The sequence below is a fragment of the Kibdelosporangium banguiense genome (genome assembly GCF_017876405.1).
In the GTDB taxonomy this organism is placed as follows: domain Bacteria; phylum Actinomycetota; class Actinomycetes; order Mycobacteriales; family Pseudonocardiaceae; genus Kibdelosporangium; species Kibdelosporangium banguiense.
In genome coordinates this window covers 10,971,929-10,998,589 of sequence record NZ_JAGINW010000001.1, presented here as the reverse complement: position 1 = coordinate 10,998,589, position 26,661 = coordinate 10,971,929, and the positions used below count along the sequence as shown (strand labels likewise).

The window sequence follows — 26,661 nt, the reverse complement described above, 5'->3', positions numbered from 1 at the left end:
GCACCTTCCCGAGGATGATCTGAAAGGTCTGGAGTTCTGATCAGGGCCAGCGTTGGCGCGCTGGCTCGGGAAGGTACGCCCATGCTCACCGTAGTCCCTGGCCCCGCATCCGGTGACGATGACCGGCCGCCGGTAGGCGATTCGGCATCGTTGATCGACCAGATCGTTCGGGAGGGCGCCCGCCGGATGCTGGCCGAAGCTCTGCAAGCCGAGGTCGATGCCTACATCGCCGTCTACGCCGGCCAGTGCGACGAGCACGGCCACCGCCTGGTGGTGCGCAACGGCTACCACGAACCGCGCGAGGTGCTCACCAGCGCGGGTGCGGTAGAGGTGACCGCGCCGCGCGTGAATGACAAGCGCGTCGACCCCGACACCGGCGAGCGGCAACGATTCTCCTCGGCGATCCTGCCGCCCTGGGCGCGCAAGACCCCGAAGATCACCGAGGTGCTGCCGCTGCTGTACCTGCATGGCCTGTCTACTGGGGACTTCGTGCCCGCGCTGGGCCAGTTCCTCGGCTCAGCGAAGGGCTTGTCCGCGCCGGTGATCACGAAGCTGACCGAGCAGTGGAAAGCCGAACAGCGCGCGTTCTGCGAGCGCGATCTGTCCACTGTGGATTTCGTGTATCTGTGGGCGGACGGGATCCACGTCAACATCCGTCTGGAGGAACACAAACTCTGCCTGCTCGTGATGATCGGAGTGCGCGCTGACGGCCGCAAGGAGCTCGTCGCGCTGACCGACGGGTACCGCGAATCGGCCGAGTCGTGGGCGGATCTGCTGCGGGACTGCAAGCGCCGCGGGATGCGCGCCCCGATCCTCGCGGCCGGCGACGGCGCGCTCGGGTTCTGGAGCGCGCTACGTGAGGTCTTCCCCGAAACCGCCGAGCAGCGCTGCTGGTTCCACAAAATCGCCAACGTCCTCGCCGCGCTACCCAAATCCGCCCATCCCGGCGCGAAGAAGGCCCTCGCCGAGATCTGGAACGCCGAAGACCGTCGCCACGCCCTCGACGCCGTGACCGCGTTCAAAGCCTTGTACGGCGCGAAATTCCCCAAGGCCGTCGCGAAGATCACCGACGATGTCGAGGAACTGCTCACGTTCTACGACTACCCGGCCGAGCACTGGATCCACCTGCGCACCACCAACCCGATCGAGTCGACCTTCGCCACCGTGCGCCACCGCACAAAGGTCACCAAGGGCCCCGGCTCGGCCGCCGCAGGCCTCGCCATGGCCTTCAAGCTCATCGAGTCAGCACAGGCCCGCTGGCGCGCCGTGAACGCACCCCACCTCGTCGCGCTCGTCCGCGCCGGAAGCCGCTTCGACAACGGCAAACTCGTCGAACGACCCGACGACCACGCCCCACCCACCGCCGCCTAACGATCTTCATCCACAGGTCTTGACAATTTCTCGTGCCACCAGCGACATCCCATAGCACGGCTCTGTCACTGTCACTCTCACTCCTGAGTAGGAGCGCTAGCTCCCGTCCGTCGCGACTGAGCGATGACTCGGTATTCACCTGACTTCCGGGCGGTAAGTCCACCGAGACCCGGACTGTCCGGCGCTCCGTGTCCCAGGTCATGGTGCCCGAGATCATGAGAACATCGGGGGTGCCTGTCGATGTCACGGAGCGCCCGTCAGTGCTCCATGCCACGCCTCCGACCGGGCCGATATGGCCCAAGTAGGGCAGCCGCGCCCGCTCCCACAGGAGGACGGTGGATTCGCCGATTGGTTCCGTGTTGATCGCGGCAATGACACTGCCGTCGGGGCTGACGGCCACCTTTCTCAACCCTGTTTGTTCACTGATCGGGATGCTCATGAGGCGAGCGTGATGCGGGACGTCCCAGATAATGAGGTGTGTGCCTGCCGAGACGAGGCGCTGTCCACTGTGGTCGATGGCAAGCATATCCCCACCGAGGGAGAAGAAGGTCCCTTTCTCGTCGCCGGGCTGCACTGTACTGGTCGGAAACTGGGTTACCGGTTCTGGCCTGGACCTTCATGCGGCGGGTCGGTACTCGTTGAGCAGTCCGCCGAGACACTGCCGGCGTCGGATCGTGTCGATTTTGGCCGGGAACGGGATCGGGTTCGGTTTGTCGTCGGGAGCATGTAGAAGCATTCCGTGGCCTTGGTGGCTGCGCCCGGCGTTGTGGTGGACGACGTAGACGTCGAGCACGTCGTGTAGGTGTCTTTGTCCGGTAATGAGGATCCGGTCGGTGCATTCTCGACGGGCGGAGCCGATCCAGCGTTCGGCGAAGGCGTTCATCTGCGGGGCTTGCGGTGTGGTGAGCACGATCTGGATGCCGATAGAGGCGAAGACTGCGTCGAAGGCGGTACCGAACTTCGTGTCCCGGTCGCGAATGAGGTGTGTGAATCGGTGGCCGGCGTCCTCTAGGTCGCTGGCAAGTCCGCGGGCTAGCTGAGCCACCCGGTCTGTGGTCGGATGATCGGTAATGCCGAGTAGGTGGACCCTACGTGTCTTGATTTCGATGATGAACGCGACATATAGCCTCTTCAGCGTCACGGTGTCGACGTGGAAAAGGTCGATCGCGAGGAGGCTGTGGGCTTGGGCTCGCAGGAAGGTGCGTCAGGTGTCATCACGGCGTGTCGATGGCGGGATCCCGCTGGCGCGCAGGATTTTGCGGATGGTCGAGGCGGCGACTCGGTGGCCGAGGCGACGTAACTCGCCCTGGATACGCACCACGCCCCAGGTCCGGTTTTCCCTCGCTAGGCGCACGATCAGAGCGGTCAGTTCGTCACCGATCGGCGGACGACCTGGCGGCTTCGGCTGTCGCCACCGCGCGGCGATCAGCCTGCGGTGCCAGCGCAACAACGTTGCGGGTGTGACTATCCGGGGGCGCGCAGGGCCTTCGCAGATCGTCGGACGTCACGATCGACCAGGTCAAACCGGTTGGCGGCATTCTCGACCGGGACAGCCCTACAGGGGCGTTGTCACACCTGTGGACTGTCGACTACGTAATAGTTCATCGGCGATTCAGGAGCAAGTGGGATTCAGGAGCAAGTGGGATGGTAGGGCAGTTCGGGCATGAGCTGTTCCCATCGGGCTTGGGTGACGGTCCCGATCAGCCGGCAGTTGCGGGCAGTGACACGAGCTGGGTCCGGATCCCACAGCCGTATCGTGCCGTCCTTGCCGGCAGTGGCCAGGGTGTGGCCGTCGGGACTGAACGCCACCGCCAAGACTTCGCTGGTGTGGCCGGTTAGGGTGGCGATCAGGTTGTGGTTGGCCACGTCCCACAGCCGCACCGTCTGATCCCGGCTAGTGGTGGCCAGGGTGTGGCCGTCGGGACTGAACGCCACCGCCAAGACTTCGCTGGTGTGGCCGGTTAGGGTGGCGATCAGGTTGTGGTTGGCCACGTCCCACAGCCGCACCGTCTGATCCCGGCTAGTGGTGGCCAGGGTGTGGCCGTCGGGACTGAACGCCACCGCCAAGACTTCGCTGGTGTGGCCGGTTAGGGTGGCGATCAGGTTGTGGTTGGCCACGTCCCACAGCCGCACCGTCTGATCCGCGCTGGCGGTGGCCAGGGTGTGGCCGTCGGGACTGAACGCCACCCCGTACACCTCGCTGGTGTGGCCGGTCAGGGTGGCGATCAGGTTGTGGTTGGCCACGTCCCACAGCCGCACCGTCTGATCCCGGCTAGTGGTGGCCAGGGTGTGGCCGTCGGGACTGAACGCCACCCCGTACACCTCGCTGGTGTGGCCGGTCAGGGTGGCGATCAGGTTGTGGTTGGCCACGTCCCACAGCCGCACCGTCTGATCCGCGCTGGCGGTGGCCAGGGTGTGGCCGTCGGGACTGAACGCCACGTCGGAGACTGCGCCGGTGTGCCCGGTCAGGGTGGCGATCAGGTTGTGGTTGGCCACGTCCCACAGCCGCACCGCCTGATCCGCGCTGGCGGTGGCCAGGATGTGGCCACCGGGACTGAACGCGACGTCGAATGCGGGCGCGGCTGGGTACGGGGTAAGTATCGGGCTGTTCATGCCCCATAGCACTGCGGTGTTGTCCCGACCAGCGGTGGCCAGGGTGTGGCCGTCGGGACTGAACGCCACCTCGAACACCTCGCTGGTGTGCCCGGTTAGGGTGGCGATCAGGTTGTGGTTGGCCACGTCCCACAGCCGCACCGCCTGATCCGCGCTGGCGGTGGCCAGGGTGTGGCCGTCGGGACTGAACGCCACCTCGAACACCTCGCTGGTGTGCCCGGTTAGGGTGGCGATCAGGTTGTGGTTGGCCACGTCCCACAGCCGCACCGTCATGTCGTCACTGGCGGTGGCCAGGATACGGCCGTCGGGACTGAACGCCACGTCGGAGACTGCGCCGGTGTGCCCGGTTAGGGTGGCGATCAGGTTGTGGTTGGCCACGTCCCACAGCCGCACCGTCATGTCGTCACTGGCGGTGGCCAGGATACGGCCGTCGGGACTGAACGCCACCGCGAACACCTCGCTGGTGTGCCCGGTTAGGGTGGCGATCAGGTTGTGGTTGGCCACGTCCCACAACCGCACCGTCATGTCGTCACTGGCGGTGGCCAGGATACGGCCATCGGGACTGAACGCCACGTCGGAGACTCCGCCGGTGTGCCCGCTCAAGGTGGCGATCAGGTTGTGGTTGGCCACGTCCCACAGCCGCACCGTCTGATCCCGGCTAGTGGTGGCCAGGGTGTGGCCGTCGGGACTGAACGCCACCCCATACACCTCGCTGGTGTGGCCGGTTAGGGTGGCGATCAGGTTGTGGTTGGCCACATCCCACAACCGCACCGCCTGATCCGCGCTGGCGGTGGCCAGGATACGGCCGTCGGGACTGAACGCCACCCCGAAGACTGCATCGGTGTGGCCGGCGAGCCGGGCGGTGAAGTACTGGCTTTGGCTGCTCAGCAGCGCACTGCGGGCCTCGACCAGGGTGGGGTCTTGATGGAAGGCTTCGACGGCCAGCAGCATCGACGCATCCGGTTGCCCCACGACGGCAAGCGTGGCGGATTTGGCAGCCAGTTTGCCGGCGAGAGCGGTCTGGCGTTGGTCCAGTGCGGTCTGGCGTTGCTGGATAGCCACCACGCTCGCGGCCATTGCCAGCACTAGCAGGGTAGCCAGCGCGGCGACCAGCTGCCTCAGGCGCCGGGTGCGCCGCTGGGCGGCGTGGTTGCTGGCGTCGAGGAATTTCTGTTCGAGGGCGTTCATGTGGGCACGCTGGGGGGGAGTGTTGGCCCAGTCACGGGCCAGGTCCAGGCGCGTGCCCTGGTACAGCGCCCCGGGATCCCGATCCAGGGCATCCCACGCCTGGGCCGCCTCGGTGAGCTGCCGGTGAATCCGTAGCCCGTCGCGGTCCTCGGTCAGCCAGTCCCGCAGCCGTGGCCAGCAGCGGATCAGCGCCTCGTGGGCGATCTCCACATTATCGGCGTCCACGGTGAGCAACCGCGCCAGCACCAGGGCGTCCACCACAACGGCGGTGTCGGGGTTGCCGTGGTCGAGTTCGCTGCGATCGATGCGTCTCTTGGTGTCCTCGGTACCCTCGCCCAGGGCGACCAACCGACCGAAGATCTGCCGGGCAATCCGCTGCTGCTCACCATCGAGGCTGGCGTAGGCCTGCTCGGCGGTCCGGGCAATCGCGCGCTGGATGCCGCCAGCCGCGTCGTACCCGGCCAACGTCAGCGCATTACCGCGGCGCCGCCGCCAGGTCTCCCGCAGGGCGTGCGAGACCAGCGGGAGTACCCCGGGCTGGCCGGTGGCATCGCCGATTAGCCGGGCCGCCAGCGCACCCTCCACGCTGTAACCGAACCGGACCGCCGGCCCGGTGATCACCGCGCGCAACTCGTCGGTGTTCATCGGCCCGACCAACACCTGCGCCTCCCGCAACGCCTCCACCAACCCGCCATGCTGGGCGCAATGCGCGTAGAAATCCGCCCGCACACCCAGCACCACCTGAGTGCGGCTACCCGGCTGGCGCACCGTCTCCAGCAATCCGGTGATGAACCGCTCCTGGGCAGCGCGGTCGGGACACAGGGTGAACAGCTCCTCGAACTGATCCACCACCAACAGCACATCCGTCCCCGCCGGACGTGCCTCCAGCGCCCGCTGCAGCCGCGACACCGGATCGGCCCCCGGCGTGATCACCACGGCCGCGCACTCCTCGCGTACCGCGGGGAGCAACCCAGCCCGCAGCAGCGACGACTTACCCGACCCAGATGCCCCGACAACCGCCACGAACCGATGCCGCTCCAGCTTGCCCACCAGCTCAGCAACCAACTGCTCCCGGCCGAAAAACCGATCAGCATCCTCCAGGCCGAACGCCGCCAACCCCACATACGGCGCGACAGCGTCAGCCTCCCGGGCGTCGGTGACACCCGCCAACGCCCCCGGCGCGGCCTCAGCGGCCGCCTCGCGCCACCGCGCCTCCCACTCCTCTGTATCGCCACCGCACGCCCGCACGTACGCAATGGTGACCGCCAGACTGGGCAGATCCCTGCCCCCGGCGGCTTTGGCCAGCGTCGCCTGCGAGTAGTGCGCGCGCCGCCCAAGCTCCCGATACGGTGGGCTGCCTGCTTTCTCCCGTAATTGGCGTAGCTCCCAGGCGAACCGCTGCACCACTCCCGCATCCGGGTCCAACGGACCCTCCGGCCGCGGCATCCCACTACTCCTCTATCCCGCTAGCAACCGGTCAGGCAAGTCGATCGGATGGATTCGCTGCACCAGAAATCCCTGACATCGAACTGACCGCCGAGTAACCCGACAACGGCCGCCCCAACGCCCAGGACCGCCGCAAACTACGCACACCGCGCCCTCGCTCCAGTTTCTGCCGAGAGACACCCAATAGCGGTCCATCAGACTGGTCTGCCAGTCGAGCACTGAACAACACCAACCTGCAACAGCGACCAGCGGCGCACACCGGTCAATGACCACAACTGGCCAGGGAACCGGACCACGACTCAAAGTACCGACGGCCGTGGCCGGGCCACGTCTGACTACACCCTGATCGCCGTTTCTCGCCACCCTCCTACACCACATCCCCGAACCAATGCTGCGCAAGCCGCACCACCGGTTCCTCGGGCTCGTTGCCCGGACCGACAAGGCGTTGTTCGGCCTGAACGTGGTGCGCGGTCTGGTCGACGGCATCAACGACTACCGCCGTGATCACGAGAGCCGCACGCGGTACGAGTCGCTGTCATGGGTTCACGGGAACGACTGTGGTCGATCCATTCTTGTGAGGCTTGAGTGTGGTAACCCAATTCTCACAACAAACGGGCCGTCGTTCATGTCGGCACACGTCGAACAGGCGTTAGTTCGGCTACCGTGAATAAGCCTATTTGTGCCGGATTCGACTCGGGAAATCTGCTGTTACGGTGCTGGTGAGTCTGCCAGTTCAGGTGGCCAAACGACGGTGAACCGTTCGAAAACGGTCATGATCGAGTCCTCGAATGGGTAACCCTCGCGGGCGGCCTCTCGTGCCAGGTACCATCGGTGGGCGTTGAGCCACCACTCAACCGTGCGATCGCCTTCGCCTTCGTCCCACGCGAACTGCTCGTCAACCTCGTTTAGGGGCTTGATCTCCACGTCTATTGTTCGCCAGATACAGCGAGGCTGTCTGCTGCCATCGACGAGTACGATGTAATCCCCAACCTTTGGTACCGGTTCGTCGTCGCCGAACGAACGGAGCGCAGCGGCGGTGGCCCGTTTGGTGCCAGCGGTGACAAGGTCAGCCAGCTCGTCGGCCATCTCGTCGCTGTCGCCGAACCAGATCACGTCATAGTGGTCGTCAGCTTCGAGGTTCGCCGCGCGAAACGCGCGCCAGAGTGCATCAGTTTTGGGCGTCTTCACATTCCTGGACCCTTTTTCGTTGAATTGGATACCCCTCGGCAAATAGAACCTCACCATGGTAGCTTCACACCCCGCAGCTTTCGACATCTCGCAACAAGCCCTGGCCATCCTCGACCGACTCGGTCACCCGCGATGCCGACGAAGTCCGCACCAAACTCACCCAACTCGCCTCCAAACAATGATCAACAAGCAAGTTTGTGTGGATCTACAGCTTGACCTTGTGGGTGCCAAAAAGCCTATCCGTGCTGGTCAAGCAGCGTGGTGGTATTCGTGGAGGATGCCGCCGAGTCGATCTTGTCGTCGGATGTCGAGGCGTTCGAGTGCGTGTTTGGCGATCGGTGGCGGAAGTGTTTCTGCGGGGCGGCGGCGTGTAAGGGACGGTGGGTCGATGCCGGTTGTAGAAGTCTTCGTACTCGCGGAGTGCTTGGAGTAGGTGGGCCTGGTTCAGGACGAGGGTACGGTCGAGGAGTTCGGTTCGGCAGGTGCGGATCCAACGTTCCATGATCGCGTTCACGCGTGATACACGGATGCCGGTGGTGATTGTCGTGATCCCTCTGTCAGTAAGGACGGCGTCGAAGGCTCTGGTGTATTTGCTGTCGCGGTCTCGGATCAGATACCTCACAGCGGAGGCACTGGCGTCCTGGAGGTCCATGATGAGGTTTCTGGCCTGTTGAAGTAATCTCAGCGACTTTCACGCGATCTTGCCGTGTTCGAAATGGGTGAGTACGAGTGCGGCTTTGACGATGTCGCCGATCTTGCTGGGGCTGGCGGTGAAATGTTGCAGGGCGCGCCAGCGTCCGGTGAGCACGGCGAATCCGCGTTCGCCCAGGCAGCGCAGGCCGCGCAGCAGGACGTTGTAGGTGCGGTCGTCAGCAGCGAGGACCTGGTCGCCGGCGGGTTGTTTGACCGGGGTGTGCACGCCGATGCCCGCGCCGTCGTAGCCGCCGTCGGCCAGGCTGGGCAGGTCGAGGTGTGAGGCGGCCCAATACAGGGCCGCCGAGGACATGCTCGCGTGCCGCGGTCAAATCGTGCACCGAGCCGGGCTTGACGTCACAGACCCACAGCGGGAACCCGTCCGGTGCCGAGAGTGCTTGAATGTTGCCGCCGTGCTGGTGGGCCTTGCCGGAATACCAGAGGTCGATGAGCTGGCCTTTCGCGCTGGTGGTCTTCTCGCCGCAGCGGTCGGCGGAGAAAAACCTTCCCGTCCAGGATCACGTAGGCCACGCCCTGGTCCGCGGCGCGTTCCAACGCCTCGTGCAGGTCCTCGTCGTGGTAGCGGTAGGCGGTGGCGCGGCTGATGCCGAACCCGGCGCCCAGCACGGTCAGGTCGCCGCGGTTGCGGAACCACACCAGCCCAAACAACGCCTGATTCCATCAGGTCAACGCCCGGCTGTCGCGACGGGTGCCGCGTGCCCGCCGTTTCGGCGGCCAGTAACCGGGACACGTACCCGACCGACCAGTTCGCGGGGACGTCGAGCATGGCACGATAGGCAATCACATGGAGTCCTCTTGGTGGATGGATCTTTGTGGTGAGAACTCATCTACCGGGGACTCCACGCCCGTCTCCAGCACCGTCCGATATAGACGAAATGCCTGTGTCGCCCAGAATCAGACATCATTCCCTACTGAGATCACTTCGTTTAGTGGTCCACGCCGCTGTGGGGTGAGCGGTGGCGCCGAGGATGCGGATGCGGCGAGTGGTGTGCTCGATGACAGCCAGGGCGAACAGCCTGGCTCCTGTGAGTGTTCGGGCCCTTGACCCGGGCCGCCGCCAACGCGCCCACATCAGCACCGCAGTCGCAAGCCCCTTGCCGTGCCAAGCTCGCACGATGCCGATCGTGTCGGCCTCGCGCACCCCGGTCGCGGTGGTGTTCGCCGCGTACTCGTTGCTGACAAGCAGGCCGATGACAGCGTCGCGTCCAGCACGGCGAAGGAGATCTTCGGCCGGAACCAACTGCTGCCGGACATCCCTGCCGCCAGTCCTCGACGCTCCGCTCGGCGCTGCCCCAGTGGTCGGCGAACGCCGCGTTGCGGCCTTGCCACATCCCGTCGTCGTACCGCTCGGCGTACGGCTCGATCCGCACGCCTTTCGGTTGGCCCCGAGGTACTGGGCGACCTCGCGGCGCAACCCACCGAACTCGGTGACGCTCTCACCACACCCCCCGCTGCGGTACTCGCCTTCCGCCGCCGTTTCGCCCGACACCTGCCGAGCTGGACCCTGATCGGCATCTTCACCCGCGGGCAACTGCTCACGTCCGCACCATCGGGGTGATCAACAAGCCGGATCACCGCGCACGTGCCCGACACGGCCCTGTCTGCAGCGAACAAGTGTGCCCTTCGCCTGACGGCACCGTGAACACCACCGACCGGCACCATGAGCACGTAGCCGACACCGCGAGCATCGAGACTGGCGAAATCACCTCACCGGTCATGCTCATCACCAATGCCCGCTTCGTGCTCATCTTGAATGCCGGGCAAAACCAGGCGGACCCGTTGCGCCACTCCGGCGTCTGGGTCCAGTGGGCCGTCCGGTCCGTGGCATCTCCTGTTGCCTGTATCCCGCCTTTCACCGGGTTGTCTCGCGCCGATTCTCTAGTCCGTATGCCGACACGAAACAACCCCAGCGGCGGTACATCTGGTTCCAAGCGGCGAGATCAAGCGCCGCGATACAGTTCGGGAGGGAGCACTGGTGAACGGAAAAGACACGCCACGGCAGGCACCGGGACAGCACGGCCACCGCCGGGACACGCCTGGCTTGTCCGCACCCAGCAAGCAACGAGTGCCATAGCGCCGCTATACCCGCTGATTGGCCGGACTGTTTCGGCGATTACTCGCTGGGGGTGAGTAACCGCCGACCCCGCGTTCCGGGGTGGCCGCGTCCGGTACGCGGAGTGTAGGCGGAGCGCGGACGCAGGAGCGGGCCCAACGCTGCGGCGGACTGGATCCTCACCGCAACGGACGGGGCCGTAGCACGCCGCGTGTCAGGCACACGAATCGGCCAGGAGTTACTCGCTCGGTGAGCACTGCCTTACGGCTCTGATTGACAATGTGCCGACGTGCCGAGGGGGCACGTCGGCACGTTCTTCCAAGACTCCGCAGGGCAGAAATGTACACCAATACGAGGAGTATGAATAAGCCTCGTAGGGGTTGATTCCCTGTTTGCGGGCAGTGGAGAAATGGCCGCGGACGCGAGCCAAGGCTTTCGCGCTGGTATCGGAGCGGGACATGTCAGATCTTGGTCTGGTCTTGGTCGCGGACAAATCGCGTTTTGACGCGCGCCAACTAACAGCGTGTATCGGATCACGCGCCTGATAAATGGGAAGGAGGTGTTAATGATGTCCCGTCTGTCGAGGGACCTGGTGGTCGCGACGGACGACTGCTAGCCAAGATCCACGTTGGCGCCGACGAGTTCGAGGGCGAGGCGGAACCGCTCGGTGCATGATTGCCTGGTAATCCGCCAAGACGCGGCGTGTGATGGGGTTTACCCCTCCACGTCACCAATCCATCAGAGTATCGCCCGCCGCATATTGTGGCGACGAATGAGGAGCAGTTTCATGCCTACTGACAGTAAAAGGCCCTTTCATCGTCTGTTTGTGATCCACCTGCCACCGTTCGCTTGTCCTCGGGCAGATTCCTGCGGGACACCGACCCGGGGATGGAAAGGGTGAAGCCGATGTCCACGAGACGGAAACTGACGGCCCTCTTGTTAACGTTGTTAATAGCCGTGGCCGCGGGCGCGCTGACCGGAGCGCCTGCCCAGGCAGGGGATGGCAGTGACAACAACCAGGTGCTGGTGGATTTTTACGTACTCGACAAGTCGGGGGCTCCGGTGCGGCTGCCGTACGACGACGGCCGCAAGGTAATCCACCGCACTTCCGAAAAGGATCCGACGGACAAGCGCAAGAGCGAGGTACTGCTCGACCCGGACACCCTGGAGGCGCTTCCCCGCAAGGAGGAGAACCGGGTGTCGGTGATCGACGATGACGGTCACCTGCGGCTGGCGTTCACACCGCGGAAACTGCCGTCGGGCAAAGGCCCGGCGCTGGCGCTGGCCTGGCCGACCGGCAAAGGCTATTCCTATGTGGTGATGGACAACGGCGGCCAGGGATACACCCAGGCCCCAGACAAACCGGTGGTATTCAACCACCAGGCGGCCACGGACATCCAGGGCCAACTACAGGCCCGAGTGGCCGGCGTCCCCGGCTACCAGCCGCCGGAGGCGTACACCCATGCGTTCGCTCGGGCCACGGGTGAACTCCGCAAGGTGGGAATTTCCTCGTCCGCGGATGATCAGGGAGGGGTCGGCGAACGCGCGCTGACTGACCTGCACACGGCGTATGACGCGTTCCTGGCCGACTACGGGCCGCGCCTCGCCCAGCAGCGGATGGCCGCGGCGCCGCCCGGCCAGGACACGCGACCGTGGCTGGGTGCCACCCTCGTCGAGTCGAAGGAGGTGCTGTTCTACGACAAGGTTTGGGGCAGCGTTGCCACGGCCACCACCCCCTCGGGGGGACAGGGAGGCTATGGCTGGGTGCGGATCGTGTTCGAGTACGACGAGAAGCACGACGACCCGACGACTGTCGACTTCGGGCAGTACGACACGGCGGTGCGCAAGGCGCACGAGGCGGGCCTGCGGGTGATGGGCGAGGTTGTCGACTCGTCCGCCGCGGCCAAGCTGACGACCCCGGAGTACGTGACGCGGACGCGGAACCTGCTCAAGCACTACGGGAGCTCGGCCGACCGCAAGCTGCGGATCGACGCGTGGGAGGTCGGCAACGAGGTCAACGGCTGCTGGGTCGATAGGGGAGAGCACTGCGACGACCCGGTGGACCCGGGTGATCGTATCCACAACAAGGCCGGCGCGGCCGCGCAGGCGGTCAAGAAGGACAGCCCGACCACGCCCGTCGCCCTGACGCTGTTCTGGGAGCTCGGTGCCCAGGGACCGGCGTACTCGCCGTTCAACTGGATCGGCTCCGCGTCCGGCAATCTCCAGTGGACAGACCGTGACGGCGTCAGGCGCGACCTGCTGGCCGACGTCGACGTCGTGCTGCTGTCGACCTTTGTCGACAACGCCCCGATGGGCATCTCGATCGATCGAGTCATGTCCACCCTGGACAGGCGAGTGTCGGAGCTGTCCGGGAAATCCGGTAAACAGGTGCGGGTCGGCATCGGCGAACTGGGCTACTGGTGCAAACACGACCCGCACCAACCTTCATCGGCGGACGATCCGGTGTACGAATGGTGTAAGGAGATGAACCGTGTGTGGCCGCTCGGCAGCACCGGTACGGACAACGCCAGTATCGACGCGGATCGCTCTTACATGGTCGGCCAGTACACCCGTGCGGCGTTGGCCACCGACCACGGTCTGGGCGGCGGCTTCTACTGGTACGCGCTGCAAGAGATGTTCCCCAAGAACACCACAACCGACCTGTGCGCAGCGCTCAAGGCAGTCGCCGACGCTGTCGGCCCCCTGCCGACCAACCAGTCCGGCACGGCAACGCCCAGGCAGTCCTGCTGACCGTCAGCGGTGAAACGGCAGAATTCTCCTGAACAGCCACGGCGTCGTGGCGGCTGCGGTATGTGTCTGCGGTGCAGCAAGAAGCTGTCTTGGACGACATCCTCGATGAAGCGGGTGTCGTGCTGGGTGGTGGTGGAGATCAGGACCGCAAGGAGTTTGGTCGCCACTGTTGGTAGAACACCAGCCAGTCGGCATCCCAAGACACAGCCTTGTCTGATACTTCTTGTGGCGCACCGGACTCAGTCATCGCGAACTGCCTGATCGGGATCCTGTACCACTCGAAAAGTCATCGCTGCAGGTCATCCCTGAAGGAGCGGGGCTTGTCAAGGGGAGTGCTGACCTTGTTGTTGGTCTTGTCCGCCGGGTTGTGAGCGCGTCGGGGTCAAGGCTCGGGCGGAGCTCGACCGCGGAGCGGCCGGAGGGTCTTGAGGCCGGCGCCGGTCGGCGCACGCTCTTGAGGGCGGGAAAGACGTGGCTGGTTGTGCAAGCTCCTGTGTGTGTCGTGGTGGGGGCGTTGCGCTCATCAGGGCCGGTGCTCCGGCCTTGGGCAGGCGGTAGCGCTGCCGGTCATCCCTTCGCCGCCGGCATGGGGTGGCATGATGGGGTGCGCTGTGTAGGGGTCGGCGGGGTCAATCAGAGCGGCGACCGCGCCACGGGTGGGGGTCATGACCTGCACGACCCGCGCCGGCCCTGCTACCGGTGCGGCTCATGCCGCACACGTCTTCGGAGGGTGCTGGCTGCGCTGCAGGGCGCGCACGTGGTGATCGCGCAGCGCGTAGTAGACGTAGCCGATCTGCTTGCGGGCGGCGGCCACGACGCCGATGTTGCGGCCTCGTTTCGCGCCGATGCGGGCCCGGAACGCGCCGATCGTGCTGGTCTTGGGCAGCACCTGTGCCGATTCCACTGCGGCCCAGCGCACCAGCCGTGAGCCCTGTTTGGTGATCCGGCCGCGGTGGACATGGGTGTCGGACTCGTGGTGTTTCGGGGTCAGCCCGCACCAGCTGGCCAGCTGCTCGGGGCCGGCGAACCGGTGCACGTCGCCGATCTCGGCGACGAACACGGCGGCCAGGGTGGGTCCGATTCCGGGGATGGTCTGCACGGCGGTGTAGCCGGGGTCGGCCGACAATCGTGCTCGTACCAGGTTGGCGAACACGTCGATCTCGAACTCCAGGGTGTCCATGACCCGCCGCAGCGAGTCGATCCGGCCCCGGTAGACCCAGGCAGCGCGACCCGCGTCAGCAGCTCGAGTCCCGCCACGCCGAACAAGTCGGTCATCGACACCTGCACGCCGCATTTGGCCTGCAGGGTTTCGGAACCCCGCAGGTATCCGTCGAGCCGATCGACCGCATCAAGGCTGGGAAGAGCATTAAACTCCGTCGTAGACGAGATAACTGGCCACGGCTAGTCGCTTCTCGACGGACGTGGATCTATGAAACTTGACTCGGCGGGGGTCGGCAGGTGGGTGGGGTTTTTCTCAACTACCGCACCGGTGATGGGGACTGGGCGGCTGCCCTGGTCAAGCGCGAGTTGAGCAGCCGGTTCGGTGCGGACAACGTGTTCTATGCCGGTAGGTCGATCCGGCTTGGTGAGGACTTCTCCCGGGAGATTTTGGGCCGTCTGCGCCAGTGCGAGGTATTGCTGGCGCTGATTGGTCCTCGCTGGGTGACGGCCGCGGACCGGCAGGGCAGCCGTCGGCTCGACAAGCCTGACGATTGGGTGCGTCGAGAGATCAGCGAAGCTTTTCAGGTTGGGTTGCGGGTCATCCCCGTGCTGCTCGACGGTATCGATCGCCTCAACGAGGCGACCTTGCCCGACGACATTGCCCAACTGGCCCGCTGCCAGTACCTGCGCATGCACCACCGGAGTGACGATTTCGACCTCACCCGGCTGGTCGACGAGCTCATCGAGCTTGTGCCAGGACTGGTCACGAATGGGACCGCGGCACAACCGGTGCCTGGCCACGTCGCCAGGCACGAGCAGCACCAGGCCGGGCCTGGTCTTGCTTCCTCGCCTTCATACGGCTCACCGCACAGGGGGCGGTGGGCCAACGGCAAGGACGGTGAGTTGCGCAGCATGGTCACTCGGCTGCGGCAGGCGTTGTCCGATCCCGCCGGGGACGTTGCTGTCCAGGACCTTGTTCAGGTCACTGCAGGGCACACTCTTGACGCGCTGAGAGCCCATGACCCGACCAACCCGCGACACGTCGACGACAGCGACATTCCGGCTGTGCTGGAGGAGCGACTCGCATCGTACGAGCGGGATATGGCGCCCGTGATGCGGCTGGTTGCCACCGGCATTTGTTCCGATGATCACCGGCAAGATGGCCTGTGGATCAGGATCGTGAAGCGCTTCCTGGACCGGCGTGACAGGCCGCCACGTTCCTCTGAGCAGGAATTTCGGATAGCCGTTGAGGGGTATCCGTCGTTGCTGTTGACCTATGTGGTTGGCATCGCGGGGATGGCCGTCGGCCGGGAAGATCTTGTCTACCGGCTGCTTGGTCAGACCATGGTGCGGGCGGTGGATGGGCAACAGGTGCCGTTGATGCGTGCACTTGCGTTGCGCCATGTGGTTGACCCTCGGTATGCGGCGGGCTTTCCAAAATGGGGTGAAAACCCCCCTTATCAGGCTTTGAGTGTGCACCTACGCCACATCCTGCGTCCAGCGTTTTCCAATGTCATGGGCGACCGTGAGTATGCATGCTATTTCGAGAATTACGAGTACCTGCGTAGCCTGTTGGAGCTCCACAACGGAGCGTTTTCCTCGCTGGGCGAGTTCGCGGTGCGACTGGACAGGGGTGACGCTGCCGTGCGCCAGCGGATGGTCGCACGACTGACGGCGGATTCTGCGCTGCTTCGGTCCGGGGCATTTGACGGTGATACCGATCAGGTCACCGCGGCGTGGTGCGCGTTGAAACAATCTACCTATGACCGTTACCCGTAACCGGTTTTGATGGAAACTCGTCACGATCGGTTCAACAATCCGACCATTCGTCATTCATATACCCCGGCTACAATGCCAAACTATGGTAGCCACCGGCGGCGATAGCGACCACACCACTGGCCGCCTCCGGCGGCACCTTCAGCTGCCCAAAACCGTTGTAGCCCCAGCCGATCACGGAACCGTCGGCCTTCAACGCCAAACTATGCCGGTCGCCGGCGGCGATGGCGACCACGCCGCTGTCCGCCTCCGGCGGCACCGACACCTGCCTCGTATCGTTGTGGCCCCAGCCGATCACGGAACCGTCGGCCTTCAACGCCAAACTATAGTCGCCGCCGGCGGCGATGGCGACCACGCCGCTGTCCGCCTTCGGCGGCACCTCCGCCTGTCCAAAACGGTCGGAGCCCCAGCCGATCACGGAACCGTCGGCCTTCAACGCCAAACTATGCCGGTCGCCGGCGGCGATGGCGACCACGCCGCTGTCCGCCTTCGGCGGCACCTCCGCCTGTCCAAAACGGTCGGAGCCCCAGCCGATCACGGAACCGTCGGCCTTCAACGCCAAACTATGCCGGTCGCCGGCGGCGATGGCGACCACGCCGCTGGCCGCCTCCGGCGGCACCGACACCTGCCTCGTATCGTTGTAACCCCAGCCGATCACGGAACCGTCGGCCTTCAACGCCAAACTATGCTCGCCGCCGGCGGCGATAGCGACCACGCCGCTGGCCGCCTCCGGCGGCACCAACACCTGCCCCCAGCCGATCACGGAACCGTCGGCCTTCAACGCCAAACTATGCTCGCCGCCGGCGGCGATAGCGACCACGCCGCTGGCCGCCTCCGGCGGCACCAACACCTGTCCCGCAGAGTTGTCACGCCAGGCTTTGACGCTGCCTAATGCGACAGTGAGGTTTTGGGAGGCGCGTGCACTATGTGCGCCGGCGGTGATGGTGAGGTTGATTGTGTAGGTTCCTGGTGTGGTGAAGACGTGGTGAAAGTCGGGTGTAGTGGCGCTGACTGTGCTGCTCGGTTGGTCGGGTTTTGAGATTGTCCAGTTCCATTTTTCTGGTGGGCTGCCGGAGACTTTGGCGCTGAAGTGAACCTTCTCACCGATCACGGGGGTTGGCCGCCGGATGGTCAGGTGGTCGATCCGCGGCGGCGTTCCTAGTGGGTCCACGACTATCGTGGTTTCGGCGATCGGGGCTTTTTCTCCGGTGGTGAGCGTGGCGGCGGCGCTGACCGGGAATGTTCCGGGCCGTTCCCCGCGGTGATGCACGGTGGTGCCGGTGGCCTCGCTGCCGTCGCCGAATCGCCAATGGGCTTGGGCGATGCCGACGGGGAGACGGGATGTCAGGGTGAGCTCGAACTGCTCTCCGACGAGACCGTGGTTGCGTGGCTTGACCACAATAGACACTGCTGGGCCGGGTGATGGTGGTTCCGTGGGGTCTGGGGGTGGCGTCCACGGGGCGCCGGATGGCCGCGCCGGGATCCCCGGCCCCGGCTTGGCTGTTACGGAGCCTGAGCCCGTGTTGGTGGGGTTTTCTCCGTCCGGTCGGGAGGGCTGGTCTGTTTGTGTCGTGGGATCCGGGATATGTGGTCCGCCATTGCCGGAGGCCGCCGGGTTGTATTTGGTGATGATCCGGACATCGCCAGCCAGGTCCAGTACCCCGGCCCGGTTGCCATTCGGGTCGTTGAAGAAGATGATGCCGTCCCGGCTGAGCAGTTCGAATCGTACGGGGTGGTCGAAGAGTTGTCGTTGGGCGACCAGTCGCATGGTGGTGAGATCGATGATGGATGCCTGGCCGGTCGCGTAGTCGGGCACCACGGCGTAGTGGTCGACCTCCACGGGGACGCCGAGGTCGCTGTGGGGTGCGCCGACCGTCAGCGGCGTCGTGCACGAGGCGGTGTCGAAGGTGCACATGATGAACGCGCCGCGAGTCCCCACTGACAAGAGCAGTCTCGACCGGTCAGGGGAACCGCTGACTGCCACCATGTCGCCGGTCCGAATATCGGGTCGTGCCGACCGAGTGACAGCACTGGTGTCGGGGTCGAGCAGTTCGGCCGTGCCCCGCGCCGGGTCCACCAAGGCCGGCTGGTCCTGGGTCGCTGTCAAGCGGGGTGTGCCGGGCAGTGCGGCGGGGCGGGTCCGGCGCTGTCCCTCGGACAGCCAGACCAGCTCACCGGTCTGTTGCCCAGCCGCCCACGGTTGCCCACGGCTGTCGACCGCGAGCCCATCGGGGGCGATCCCGGCCGCCAGCGGCTGCGGCCTGCCTTGGGGTATGAGGGTCTCCGGGTCTGTTGAGGCGAGCATTCCGCTGTGGGTGTCGAACGTGTACAAGGTGTGCGGTGTGGGCGTGAGCGTGAGCGTGCCCCGAGCCTGCGGGATGGGGGTCACCGAACGAGAAATGTCGTGGGTCGCGCTGTCGACGCGCACCAGCGTCCCGGTGGCTTGGTTGAGAACGTACACCCCGCTGCCCTGCTGGGCGACGCGCAGCGGGCTGGCCGATGCGGCGACGCGCACCTGCGCGGCCACCTGCGCGGACGCACCGTCCACCAGTGTTACCTGCCCGATCCGGTTCGACGCCAGCCAGGCTGTGCCGGCGTGCAACTGGACCCGGGAGGAACGGTAACTCTGGTCGGCGCCGAGAACCACCAAGACGGCCACGCTCGCTGCGGCTGCCAGCGCAGCCAGGGCTCGCGCGCGCCGCGTCCGCAGCCGCAATGCTAGGAGTTTCATCGGTACCTTCCCATTTCCAGACGTTTCCATGCCCGTCGCCGTTCCCGCGCGGCACACCTGTTGGTCCACAGTGGACGCGGATCCACCGCGGCGCGCAGCCGCCTCAGGGATACCTGTCGGGGGTAGAGATCGGTGTGCAGTTGTGCTGCCAGGTGCCAGGCCCGCTCGGCTGCACGCTGGTCGAGGTGGTCCGGCGCGAACACCGCCGCGGTGGCCAGTGGCGCTGCGGCCGCGACGGAACTCGCGGCGGGCCCGAGCGCGGTGTCGGCGTGCTGGGCCACTTCTCGGGCGGTCAGCGACACCGGGCAGGTGATGCCGCGTTCGGCCAGCCGATCGATCAGTTCGTGCCAGGCTCCGAGCACCCGCGCCGCGTGGTCATGGGTGTGGCGTCTTCGCCGCCGGCGGCGGGCTTTCTCAATCGTGATCACCGCCGTGGCGAGCGTGACCAGAGCGACGAGGCCGACCACTAGGAGCACCATGCCGCGCAGGACGCCGGCCCAGTCGAAACCGGGCTGGTTTCCCCCCACCGCTGGCGGTGGCGGTTCGGTAGCCGGCGGCGCGATGGGTGGCGGGTTGAGTCGTGGCGGTGGTGCCACGAGCGGGATCTCGGGTGGGGGTGGTGGTGGGTTGGCGGTGGTGTTGCTGGTGTCGGTGGGTTCGAAGGCCACCCAGCCGTAGCCGGCGAAATGCACCTCGGGCCAGGCGTGGGCATCGGCGGTGGTCACCATGTAGGCGCCGTCGCGGTAGTCGTGTAGTCGATAGCCGACCGCGACCCGGGCCGGGTAGCCCAGCGCTCGGGCGAGCACGGTAAATGCCGCGGCATGCTGTTCGGCGTATCCGGGATTGTCGGTGTTGTCGGTTAGCAGGCGGGTGATGGCGGCGTAGGAGTGTCCCGGGGGCGCGCCGAGGCTGTAGGGCCGGGAGCGTAGGTGCTGTTCGAGCGTCGACAGTTGGCCGTACGGCGTGGGCTGGGCGCCGGTGAGTCGCCGGGCCTCTACCTGCAGCGACGCTGGGGTGTTGGTGGGCAGCGCCCGGTAGTGCGCGAGTTCCGGGGACGTGCTCGGCACTGCCGGGGGCAACCCCCGGTCGTGACTGCTGATCTTCCCCACGAGCGTGTAGCGCAGTCCGTGCAGTGTGGGGGCGGTGCTGACCAGCACACCTGATCGTCCGTTGAAGCCGATGTCGCCGGTGTTGTGCTGGGCAGCGGTGAATCGGGAAGGCCAGCCCAGCACGGGCAGGAATGGGCCCGGCAGGTCGTTCACCTCGATGTGAGCCGTGACCGGCCGAGCGTTGGTCAGGGCGGGGTCGATGGCGAGGTGGCTTCCGGCTGCGCGGTAGGCGTCGGTCGTGGTCCACGTTGTGCCGTCGAACGCGTCGAGCGCCGCGGTCCGCACCCGGCTGATCTGTGAGGCGTTCTCGCGGTCGATCCGGAGGGTGAACAGTGCGCGGGGCGGGTTCTCGATCAGTTGGCTCTTGACCTTCGCCAGCGGGGTGAGGGTGGCGGCGAGCGTGATCGGCGGCGGTCGCAACTGTCGGGGGTCGAAGCGATGCTGGCCTGAGGCCAGTGGCAGTGCGTGGCCGCCGACGATGCCGGACAGCGCACTGGCCGTGATCGTCAGGCCTGCGGTGAGGAGCGAACGGGTCCTCCGCGGCGGCTGTGGGCTGTGTCGTGTTCTGCCGCCGGTGGCGGTCCGGCGGGCGCGGAACAGGATCAGGGCCAGTGTGGCGGTCAGGAATGCGACGGTTGCGGCGGTGTGCTTACCGGGCTGACTGCCAGCGGCGAGCAGGGCGAGGACGAACGCCACCAGTGGCGGGGCGACCGGTGCGAGCAGGGACCGCGTCCGCAGGGTAAGCGTGACCGCCGTGAATACGGCACTCCACACCACCAGCGCAGGTGTCACCAGCAGTTCGGCCCATGCGTCGGCTGGTGGCTCCACGGTGAGCATGCGCGCCCAGCCGCCGAGTACCCCGTGGAGAAGGTCTGAGCCGGTCCGGCTGGTCGGTAGGCCGTCCTCGATGGTGTCGCCGAAGACGGCGTAGGTGGCGAACAGAGCGAATCCCCCGGCTGCCAGGAGCATGGTGGACCACGCGTTCCAGCGGCGTCCCGCCGCTGCGGCGGCCGTCACGGCACCTCCGATGCAGGCAAGGCCGACAACCGGGAGGTATTCGATGGTGGCAAAGAACCCGCGGTACACCAGTGCCCCGACGGCCGTTGCCACCACCACGAGCGCCACCTCGGCGAGCAGAGGCCCGGAAACTCGACTCGTGAACGTCCGCCACGTCACTTTCATCGCAATACCAACCGATTCCAGGAGACGGCGAACTTCGCACTGGTCGGCGCGGCGACCGCGAGCACACCGGGGGGCCTGGCTGTCGATGCGGGTTCCGCCGTGACGAGTTGGGCCAGGCTGACCGACAGAAACCGGGGACGCACGAGCGTCAGCAGTTCCGCCTGGCCGGCGTCCACCCGGCCGGTGACCACTACCAGCGCGACGCCATGGTCGGCAGAGATGACGTCCCGCACCGTGTCGAGCAGCGCCGCCAGGCCGCGGTCGACGCCACCACTGTCTACAACAGACAAAAACTCCAGGGTGGCACTGAGGTCACGACCCCACTCCCCGTCCGGCCATTGGACACCTCCGGTCGCATCGCCGGTGGTGCGCAGCTGAGCCGGTAACCCGGCCTGTTCGGCGGCCACGCAGAACGAGGCGGCAACGCGCACCGCGTCCTCGAACATTGTCGCGGTGTAGGGCGCGGCGCTGGTGTCGAGCACCACCAGTTGCCGCGGCTCGTCAGGAACTACCAGATGGCGTGCCATCAGCGTGCCGGTGCGGGCCGTCGCTCCCCAGTGGATCAGCCGCCAGTCATCCCCAAGCAGGTACTCCCGCAGGCTGTGGAAGGCCACCCCGCCCGGTGGGGCGCTGCTCGCCGTCGGTCCCTCCGCGTCACGGGGGCCACCAGCCGTGACCATAGCCAGGGGGTGAACGCGCGGGTAGACGTGCAGCACCAAGCCCGCACCGAGCGCACGCCTGCGGTGCAGAAGTCGCAACGGGTCGGATTGACTCAGCACCAACGGAGGAATCACGTAGCGGCCGCGCCGTTCGGTCGGTAATGGATATCCGACCTGCAAGCTCTGCCCACCGACCAGCGCCGGGATCGGCACCGTGATGCAGTGTCCGCCAACGGTCTCGGTGGCCAGCAAGGGTGGGCTGCGGCGCCGACCCACGTTCGTGGCCGTCAACAGCCCTCGGGCGGCGCTGCCTTCGAACACGCGCCGCGGACGGACCTCCCGCCCGGCCGTCAGCTGGGGTCGTACGAACAGCCAGGCCACAGCGGTCACCAGGGCACCCAGGCCGGCGAACCCGAGCGTTACCAACTCTGGGTAGTCCGCCCACGCTCCAGCCAGCAACAGCCCTACCGTGGCGCCGGCCATCACCACCCCGCTTCTGGTCACCACAGTCGCTCACCGACTTCCCTGTCCCGTGGGTGCTGGCGCGGTCGTCAGGATGTCCCGGACGATCGACTCGGGCGTTCGGTGTTCAATCCGCGCGTCCGGCGTGAGTAGCAACCGATGGTTCAGGACGGGCACAGCCACCGCCTTGACATCATCTGCGGTCACAAAGGCCCGTCCTGCGCACAGTGAATAGGCCTGCGCCGCCGCGGCAAGCGCGATGCCGCCGCGGGGACTGACACCCAAGGTGACCTCGGGATGTGCCCGGGTCGCGCGGACTACAGAGGCGATGTACTCCTGGAGATTGCCAGCCACATGCTGCTCGCGCACAGCCCGGATCATCATGCGCAGGTCGTCGAGTTCCATCACGGAGGTGAGTTGCTCAGGCCGGCGCCGCGCGATCCCGTCCGCCAGGATGCTCACCTCATCGGCCAACCCATCCGGATAGCCGACGTTGATCCGCATCATGAACCTGTCGAGCTGGGCCTCCGGCAGCGCGTAGGTCCCCTGATGTTCCACCGGATTCTGGGTGGCGATACACAGAAACGGCGACGGCACCCGGACCGGGTGGCCGTCCACTGTGACCTGTCCCTCCGCCATCACCTCGAGCAAGGCCGACTGGGTTTTCGGCGAAGCACGGTTGATCTCATCCCCCAGCAGGATGTTGGTGAACACCGGCCCCTGCCGGAACTCGAACCTCCCGCTACCCTGGTCATACACCTGCACCCCCGTCACATCGGACGGCAACAGATCCGGTGTGAACTGAATACGTCTCACCGACGCGCCCGCGACCGAACGGGCGATCGCCTTGGCCAGAGACGTTTTCGCCACCCCTGGTACATCCTCGATCAACAAATGCCCCTCGGCGAGCAGACACACCAGCGCCAGCCGGACCACCTCCGACTTGCCCCGGATGAACTCGTCGATGTTCCCGCGCAACTCCTCGAAGCCACGCTGCAGAACGGCCGCATCGCGCACGTCAAGCCCCCTTCACGCCCATACCGACGCTCAAAATGGCCTCGTCAGGCACCGTTGCCTTCCAAGGTTCCCGGTTTCCGGACATTTCCCTTACGCAGTCAGGAAACCGGCGCATGCAGCGCCATGGTCAGGCGCGGCTGCAACTCGCTCACCGGCCGGTGCGACGCCCACCGGGCAAGAGTGCGGGCGAGCCTGCGCAAGTCGAGCCGAATAGTGGCCGAGTCGACCAGTTCGGCGCTGTCCAGCACCTGGTGGGTCAGCGCACAGGCATGGTCGATCTCACCGGCCGCAGCGTGCGCCAGCGCCCGCCGGGCACCGAAGCGGGCATTCGACCGCCGCGACGAGGAAGGTAACCGGGCCAGCTCGCGGTCGAGCACCTCGGCCGCCTCGGCGGGACGCCCGAGGTCGTACAGGCACCATCCATTCACTACCGGTGCGACAGCGGAGCCTGCGGCAGGACCGAGCATCATGCCGTCCGAAGGGTCGGGGCGAACGGTCTCCAGCAATCGCGCGGCCCGATCCAAGCTGTCCTGGCACAGCTTGTCCTCCCGCGCCAGCGCGTGTCCCTGCGCTTCGCGCAATGCGGCCATGCCCCGGACGCGCACCGGTGCCCTTGGATCGGTCTGCGCGCGGCGGGCCAGTTCAACGGTCACGGCGGCGTCATCCCGGTACAGCGCGACTAACGCGCGCCGGACCAGGCTGTGCGCGCTCACGTCGTGGTCCCCCACAGCACCCGCCATATCCACCGCGGTCTGGGTCCACCACATCGCGCCCCGGTCGTTGCCCGCCTCCTGCGCCATCCACCCGGTGTACTCCGCGTACCGGGCCGCCAGCCGCAGAAACCGTTCCCGCACAGGAGAACGCGCCACCCTGGCCAGCCCACGCAGGGTATGGGTCTGGGCAATCAGCGCGGGCAGTACCGTGGCTGGGCTCATCATCTGCCCGATCAGCCGGTGCTGTTCGAACATCGCCTGCAACGCCGTGAGCGTCGTCTCCTGGTTCGCCGCGGCCGACGCACCTCGCTCGGTGAGCCGCAGTGCTGGCAGCGCGGCGCCCGACGCCAGCGCGTCCCGCCGCCGCACCGGAGTGAACCAGGTGGAACCATTCGATTCCAGGTTCATCGTCCACACCTCCTTGGACCATGCCTCGTCTCGCCCGTCCGATGAGCCGCTGGAAACAGTGATGGGCGGCGCGACAAGCGCGGAGAGCCTGCCCTCTGCGCCGAACGCCGCATCGCACCGCCGGGCCAGGCCCACCCCGGCGGGCTTGCGCCCAGCCTCGATGTTGCTGAGATGAGCCTTGCTGTAGTGGACCCGCCTTGCCAGTTCCGACAGCGACAGTCCGGCGGCCAACCGGGTACGCCGCAACTGCTCAGCGAACAGTCTGGACCGCTCGTCGGTCCGGGTGATGGCGCGGTGTATGCCGCCGGCCGCCTCATATCCGGCCAAGGTGAGGGCGTTGCCGCGGCGGCGGCGCCAGGTTTCCAGCAGGGCGTGCGAGAGCAGCGGGAGTACGCCGGGTTGGCCGGTGGCGTCGCCGATCAGCCGAGACACCAGCGCGCCCTCGACGCTGTAGCCGAACCGGATCGCTGGGCCGGTGATCACCGCGCGCAACTCGTCGGTGGTCATCGGCCCGACCAGCACCTGCGCTTTCCGCAGCGCCTCCACCAGCCCGCGGTGCTGGGCGCAGTGGGCGTAGAAATCCGCACGCACACCGAGCACCACCCGGGTGCGGCTGCCGGGCTCTCGCACCGCCTCCAGCAATCCGGTGATGAATCGCTCGCGAGTGGCGAGGTCGGGGCAGAGGGTGAACAGTTCCTCGAACTGATCGACCACCAGCAGCACATCAGTCTCCGCGGGCCGTGCGCCCAGGGCCTGCCGGAGCTGCGATTCCGGTTCGGCCCCGGGAGTGATCAGCGCGGTTGCGTATTCCTCGCGCACCGCTGGGAGCAACCCGGCCTGCAGCAGGGACGACTTGCCTGATCCGGAGGCCCCGAAGACCGCCAGGAACCGGTGCTGGTCCAGCGTGGCCACCAGTTCGGCGACTAGTTGTTCCCGGCCGAAGAACCGATCGGCGTCCTCCGGGGTGAACGCCGCCAACCCCAAATACGGAGCGGGGGCGTCCGCCTGCTGCTGGGCGGCAGTGATGTCTTCCAGTGCCGCAGGCGCGGCCTCGGCCGCCGCCTCGCGCCACCGCGCTCCCCACTGTTCGGTATCGCCACCGCAGGCCCGTACGTAGGCCAGGGTGACCGCCAGGCTGGGCAGGTCCCGGCCGCTGGCGGCTTTGGCCAGCGTCGCTTGCGAGTAATGCGCCCGCAGAGCGAGTTGCCGATATGTCGGGCTGCCTGCTTTCTCCCGTAATTGGCGCAGCTCCCAGGCAAACCGCTGCACCACACCCGCATCCCGGTCTAAGGGCCCCTCCCGCCTCGGCATCCCCCACCACCCACTATCCCGCTAGCGACCGGTCAGGCAAGTCGGCATCGAACCGACCGGCGAACAACCCGACAACGGCCGCCCCGGTGCCCATGGCAGCCCACAAATTGCGCACACCTGCCCCCATGCTCTCAGGTTCTATCGAGACACCCCAGTAGAAGTTCACCAGAACTAAATGTCAGTCGAGCATTGACAACACCGAACCTGCAACACCGACCAGCGGCGCATACTGGTCAATGGCCACTATTGGCCTGCGAGTTGGATAACGACTCGAAGTACTGGCGGCTGTGGGCCGCGGGTCGTCCGGTCGGGGTATCGCCTGTTGCCCTCTATCGCTTTCGCCGGGTTGTCTCGCGTTGTTTCCTTGACGCGTACGCCGACACGAAACAACGCCAGTGGCGGTACATCTGGTTCCAAGGCGACATCTAGCGCCAGCACCGCGAGGGAAGGGCCACCGATGAACCGGACCGACACATCACATGAGGCACAGGGGACCGTGCGGCGAACGCTGGAGCGTTCCCGACTGTGGTGGTCGCGCAGGCGATGACGGTGCTTCGCCAGGCGAACCGACTAGAAGGGTGAACCGGCAGAGCACGCCACCATTGCGGCGGAATTCGGACAGCTTGTTCCTGTCGAACTCGCCGACGCCGGCCACGCCCTGCTAGCAATGTGGGCTACCCCGCCCTGACGCGTCACCGAGGCGTGGACAGCCGAATAGCTTCTTTCCCTCTTGCGCTTTTTAGGCTTTCACAATTTCGATTTTTTGTATCAGTTCGCGACATAGAAAGCGCGACCTTTGTTGCGGCTT

Annotated in this window: 19 protein-coding genes; 3 read left to right on the top strand and 16 right to left on the bottom strand. The window is 66.2% G+C overall.

Features of this window, described 5'->3' with window-relative positions:
- Window positions 1-81: 81 nt before the first annotated feature.
- Window positions 82-1,371 (top strand): IS256 family transposase, encoded by a 1,290-nt coding sequence (locus JOF56_RS49220; protein ID WP_245378459.1) that lies wholly within the window; start codon window positions 82-84, stop codon window positions 1,369-1,371.
- A 616-nt stretch (window positions 1,372-1,987) separates the two neighbouring features.
- On the opposite strand, the gene JOF56_RS60530 is transcribed toward JOF56_RS49220, so the two are convergent.
- The 10 genes from JOF56_RS60530 to JOF56_RS49180 form a co-directional block, all read right to left on the bottom strand.
- Window positions 1,988-2,416 (bottom strand): integrase core domain-containing protein, encoded by a 429-nt coding sequence (locus JOF56_RS60530; RefSeq protein WP_307855615.1) that lies wholly within the window; start codon window positions 2,414-2,416, stop codon window positions 1,988-1,990.
- 159 nt (window positions 2,417-2,575) lie between these two features.
- On the bottom strand, window positions 2,576-2,821 hold the full coding sequence (locus JOF56_RS49210; RefSeq protein WP_209646346.1) for a helix-turn-helix domain-containing protein: 246 nt from the start codon (window positions 2,819-2,821) through the stop codon (window positions 2,576-2,578).
- A gap of 179 nt (window positions 2,822-3,000) precedes the next feature.
- A complete protein-coding gene (locus JOF56_RS49205; protein WP_209646345.1) occupies window positions 3,001-6,618 on the bottom strand; it encodes an nSTAND1 domain-containing NTPase in 3,618 nt (1,205 codons plus the stop codon).
- Window positions 6,619-6,985: 367 nt separating this feature from the next.
- Complete coding sequence (locus tag JOF56_RS49200) at window positions 6,986-7,126, bottom strand: hypothetical protein (RefSeq protein WP_209646344.1); 141 nt, start codon at window positions 7,124-7,126, stop codon at window positions 6,986-6,988.
- A 200-nt stretch (window positions 7,127-7,326) separates the two neighbouring features.
- Window positions 7,327-7,806, bottom strand: coding sequence for an ASCH domain-containing protein (locus JOF56_RS49195; protein WP_209646343.1), 480 nt, complete (start codon window positions 7,804-7,806; stop codon window positions 7,327-7,329).
- 205 nt (window positions 7,807-8,011) lie between these two features.
- Window positions 8,012-8,308, bottom strand: a complete 297-nt coding sequence (locus JOF56_RS49190; protein WP_245380939.1) for a hypothetical protein — start codon at window positions 8,306-8,308, stop codon at window positions 8,012-8,014.
- A gap of 189 nt (window positions 8,309-8,497) precedes the next feature.
- Window positions 8,498-8,725, bottom strand: a complete 228-nt coding sequence (locus tag JOF56_RS61035) for a transposase family protein (RefSeq protein WP_372448408.1) — start codon at window positions 8,723-8,725, stop codon at window positions 8,498-8,500.
- Window positions 8,676-8,903, bottom strand: coding sequence for a hypothetical protein (locus JOF56_RS61030; protein WP_372448407.1), 228 nt, complete (start codon window positions 8,901-8,903; stop codon window positions 8,676-8,678). The genes JOF56_RS61035 and JOF56_RS61030 overlap by 50 nt, the downstream gene beginning before the upstream one ends.
- The gene (locus JOF56_RS61025) at window positions 8,857-9,168 is read right to left on the bottom strand and encodes a hypothetical protein (RefSeq protein WP_372448330.1); all 312 of its coding nucleotides are present in this window, start codon (window positions 9,166-9,168) and stop codon (window positions 8,857-8,859) included. The genes JOF56_RS61030 and JOF56_RS61025 overlap by 47 nt, the downstream gene beginning before the upstream one ends.
- A gap of 253 nt (window positions 9,169-9,421) precedes the next feature.
- A complete protein-coding gene (locus tag JOF56_RS49180) occupies window positions 9,422-10,009 on the bottom strand; it encodes a hypothetical protein (protein ID WP_209649144.1) in 588 nt (195 codons plus the stop codon).
- A gap of 1,470 nt (window positions 10,010-11,479) precedes the next feature.
- Between JOF56_RS49180 and JOF56_RS49175 the strand changes: the two genes are divergently transcribed.
- A complete protein-coding gene (locus tag JOF56_RS49175) occupies window positions 11,480-13,324 on the top strand; it encodes a hypothetical protein (RefSeq protein ID WP_209646342.1) in 1,845 nt (614 codons plus the stop codon).
- A 706-nt stretch (window positions 13,325-14,030) separates the two neighbouring features.
- Here the strand turns inward: JOF56_RS49175 and JOF56_RS49170 are convergent.
- Complete coding sequence (locus JOF56_RS49170; RefSeq protein WP_209646341.1) at window positions 14,031-14,618, bottom strand: transposase; 588 nt, start codon at window positions 14,616-14,618, stop codon at window positions 14,031-14,033.
- A 164-nt stretch (window positions 14,619-14,782) separates the two neighbouring features.
- On the opposite strand from JOF56_RS49170, the gene JOF56_RS49165 reads away from it, so the two are divergent.
- A complete protein-coding gene (locus tag JOF56_RS49165; protein WP_209646340.1) occupies window positions 14,783-16,264 on the top strand; it encodes a toll/interleukin-1 receptor domain-containing protein in 1,482 nt (493 codons plus the stop codon).
- Between the two features lie 67 nt (window positions 16,265-16,331).
- Here the strand turns inward: JOF56_RS49165 and JOF56_RS49160 are convergent, their stop codons facing one another.
- The 5 genes from JOF56_RS49160 to JOF56_RS59855 all read right to left on the bottom strand — a co-directional run bounded on the left by JOF56_RS49160 (window position 16,332) and on the right by JOF56_RS59855 (window position 25,814).
- Window positions 16,332-18,992 (bottom strand): PKD domain-containing protein, encoded by a 2,661-nt coding sequence (locus JOF56_RS49160; protein WP_209646339.1) that lies wholly within the window; start codon window positions 18,990-18,992, stop codon window positions 16,332-16,334.
- Entirely contained in the window at window positions 18,989-21,283 is a 2,295-nt protein-coding gene (locus tag JOF56_RS49155) for a transglutaminase TgpA family protein (protein ID WP_209646338.1), read from the bottom strand. Before JOF56_RS49155 ends, JOF56_RS49160 begins: the two co-directional genes overlap by 4 nt.
- Entirely contained in the window at window positions 21,280-22,446 is a 1,167-nt protein-coding gene (locus JOF56_RS60525; RefSeq protein WP_209646337.1) for a DUF58 domain-containing protein, read from the bottom strand. Before JOF56_RS60525 ends, JOF56_RS49155 begins: the two co-directional genes overlap by 4 nt.
- Window positions 22,447-22,455: 9 nt before the next feature.
- On the bottom strand, window positions 22,456-23,421 hold the full coding sequence (locus JOF56_RS49145) for an AAA family ATPase (RefSeq protein ID WP_307855614.1): 966 nt from the start codon (window positions 23,419-23,421) through the stop codon (window positions 22,456-22,458).
- Between the two features lie 98 nt (window positions 23,422-23,519).
- A complete protein-coding gene (locus JOF56_RS59855; protein ID WP_209646336.1) occupies window positions 23,520-25,814 on the bottom strand; it encodes an NsdA family TPR-like regulatory protein in 2,295 nt (764 codons plus the stop codon).
- Window positions 25,815-26,661: the final 847 nt, after the last annotated feature.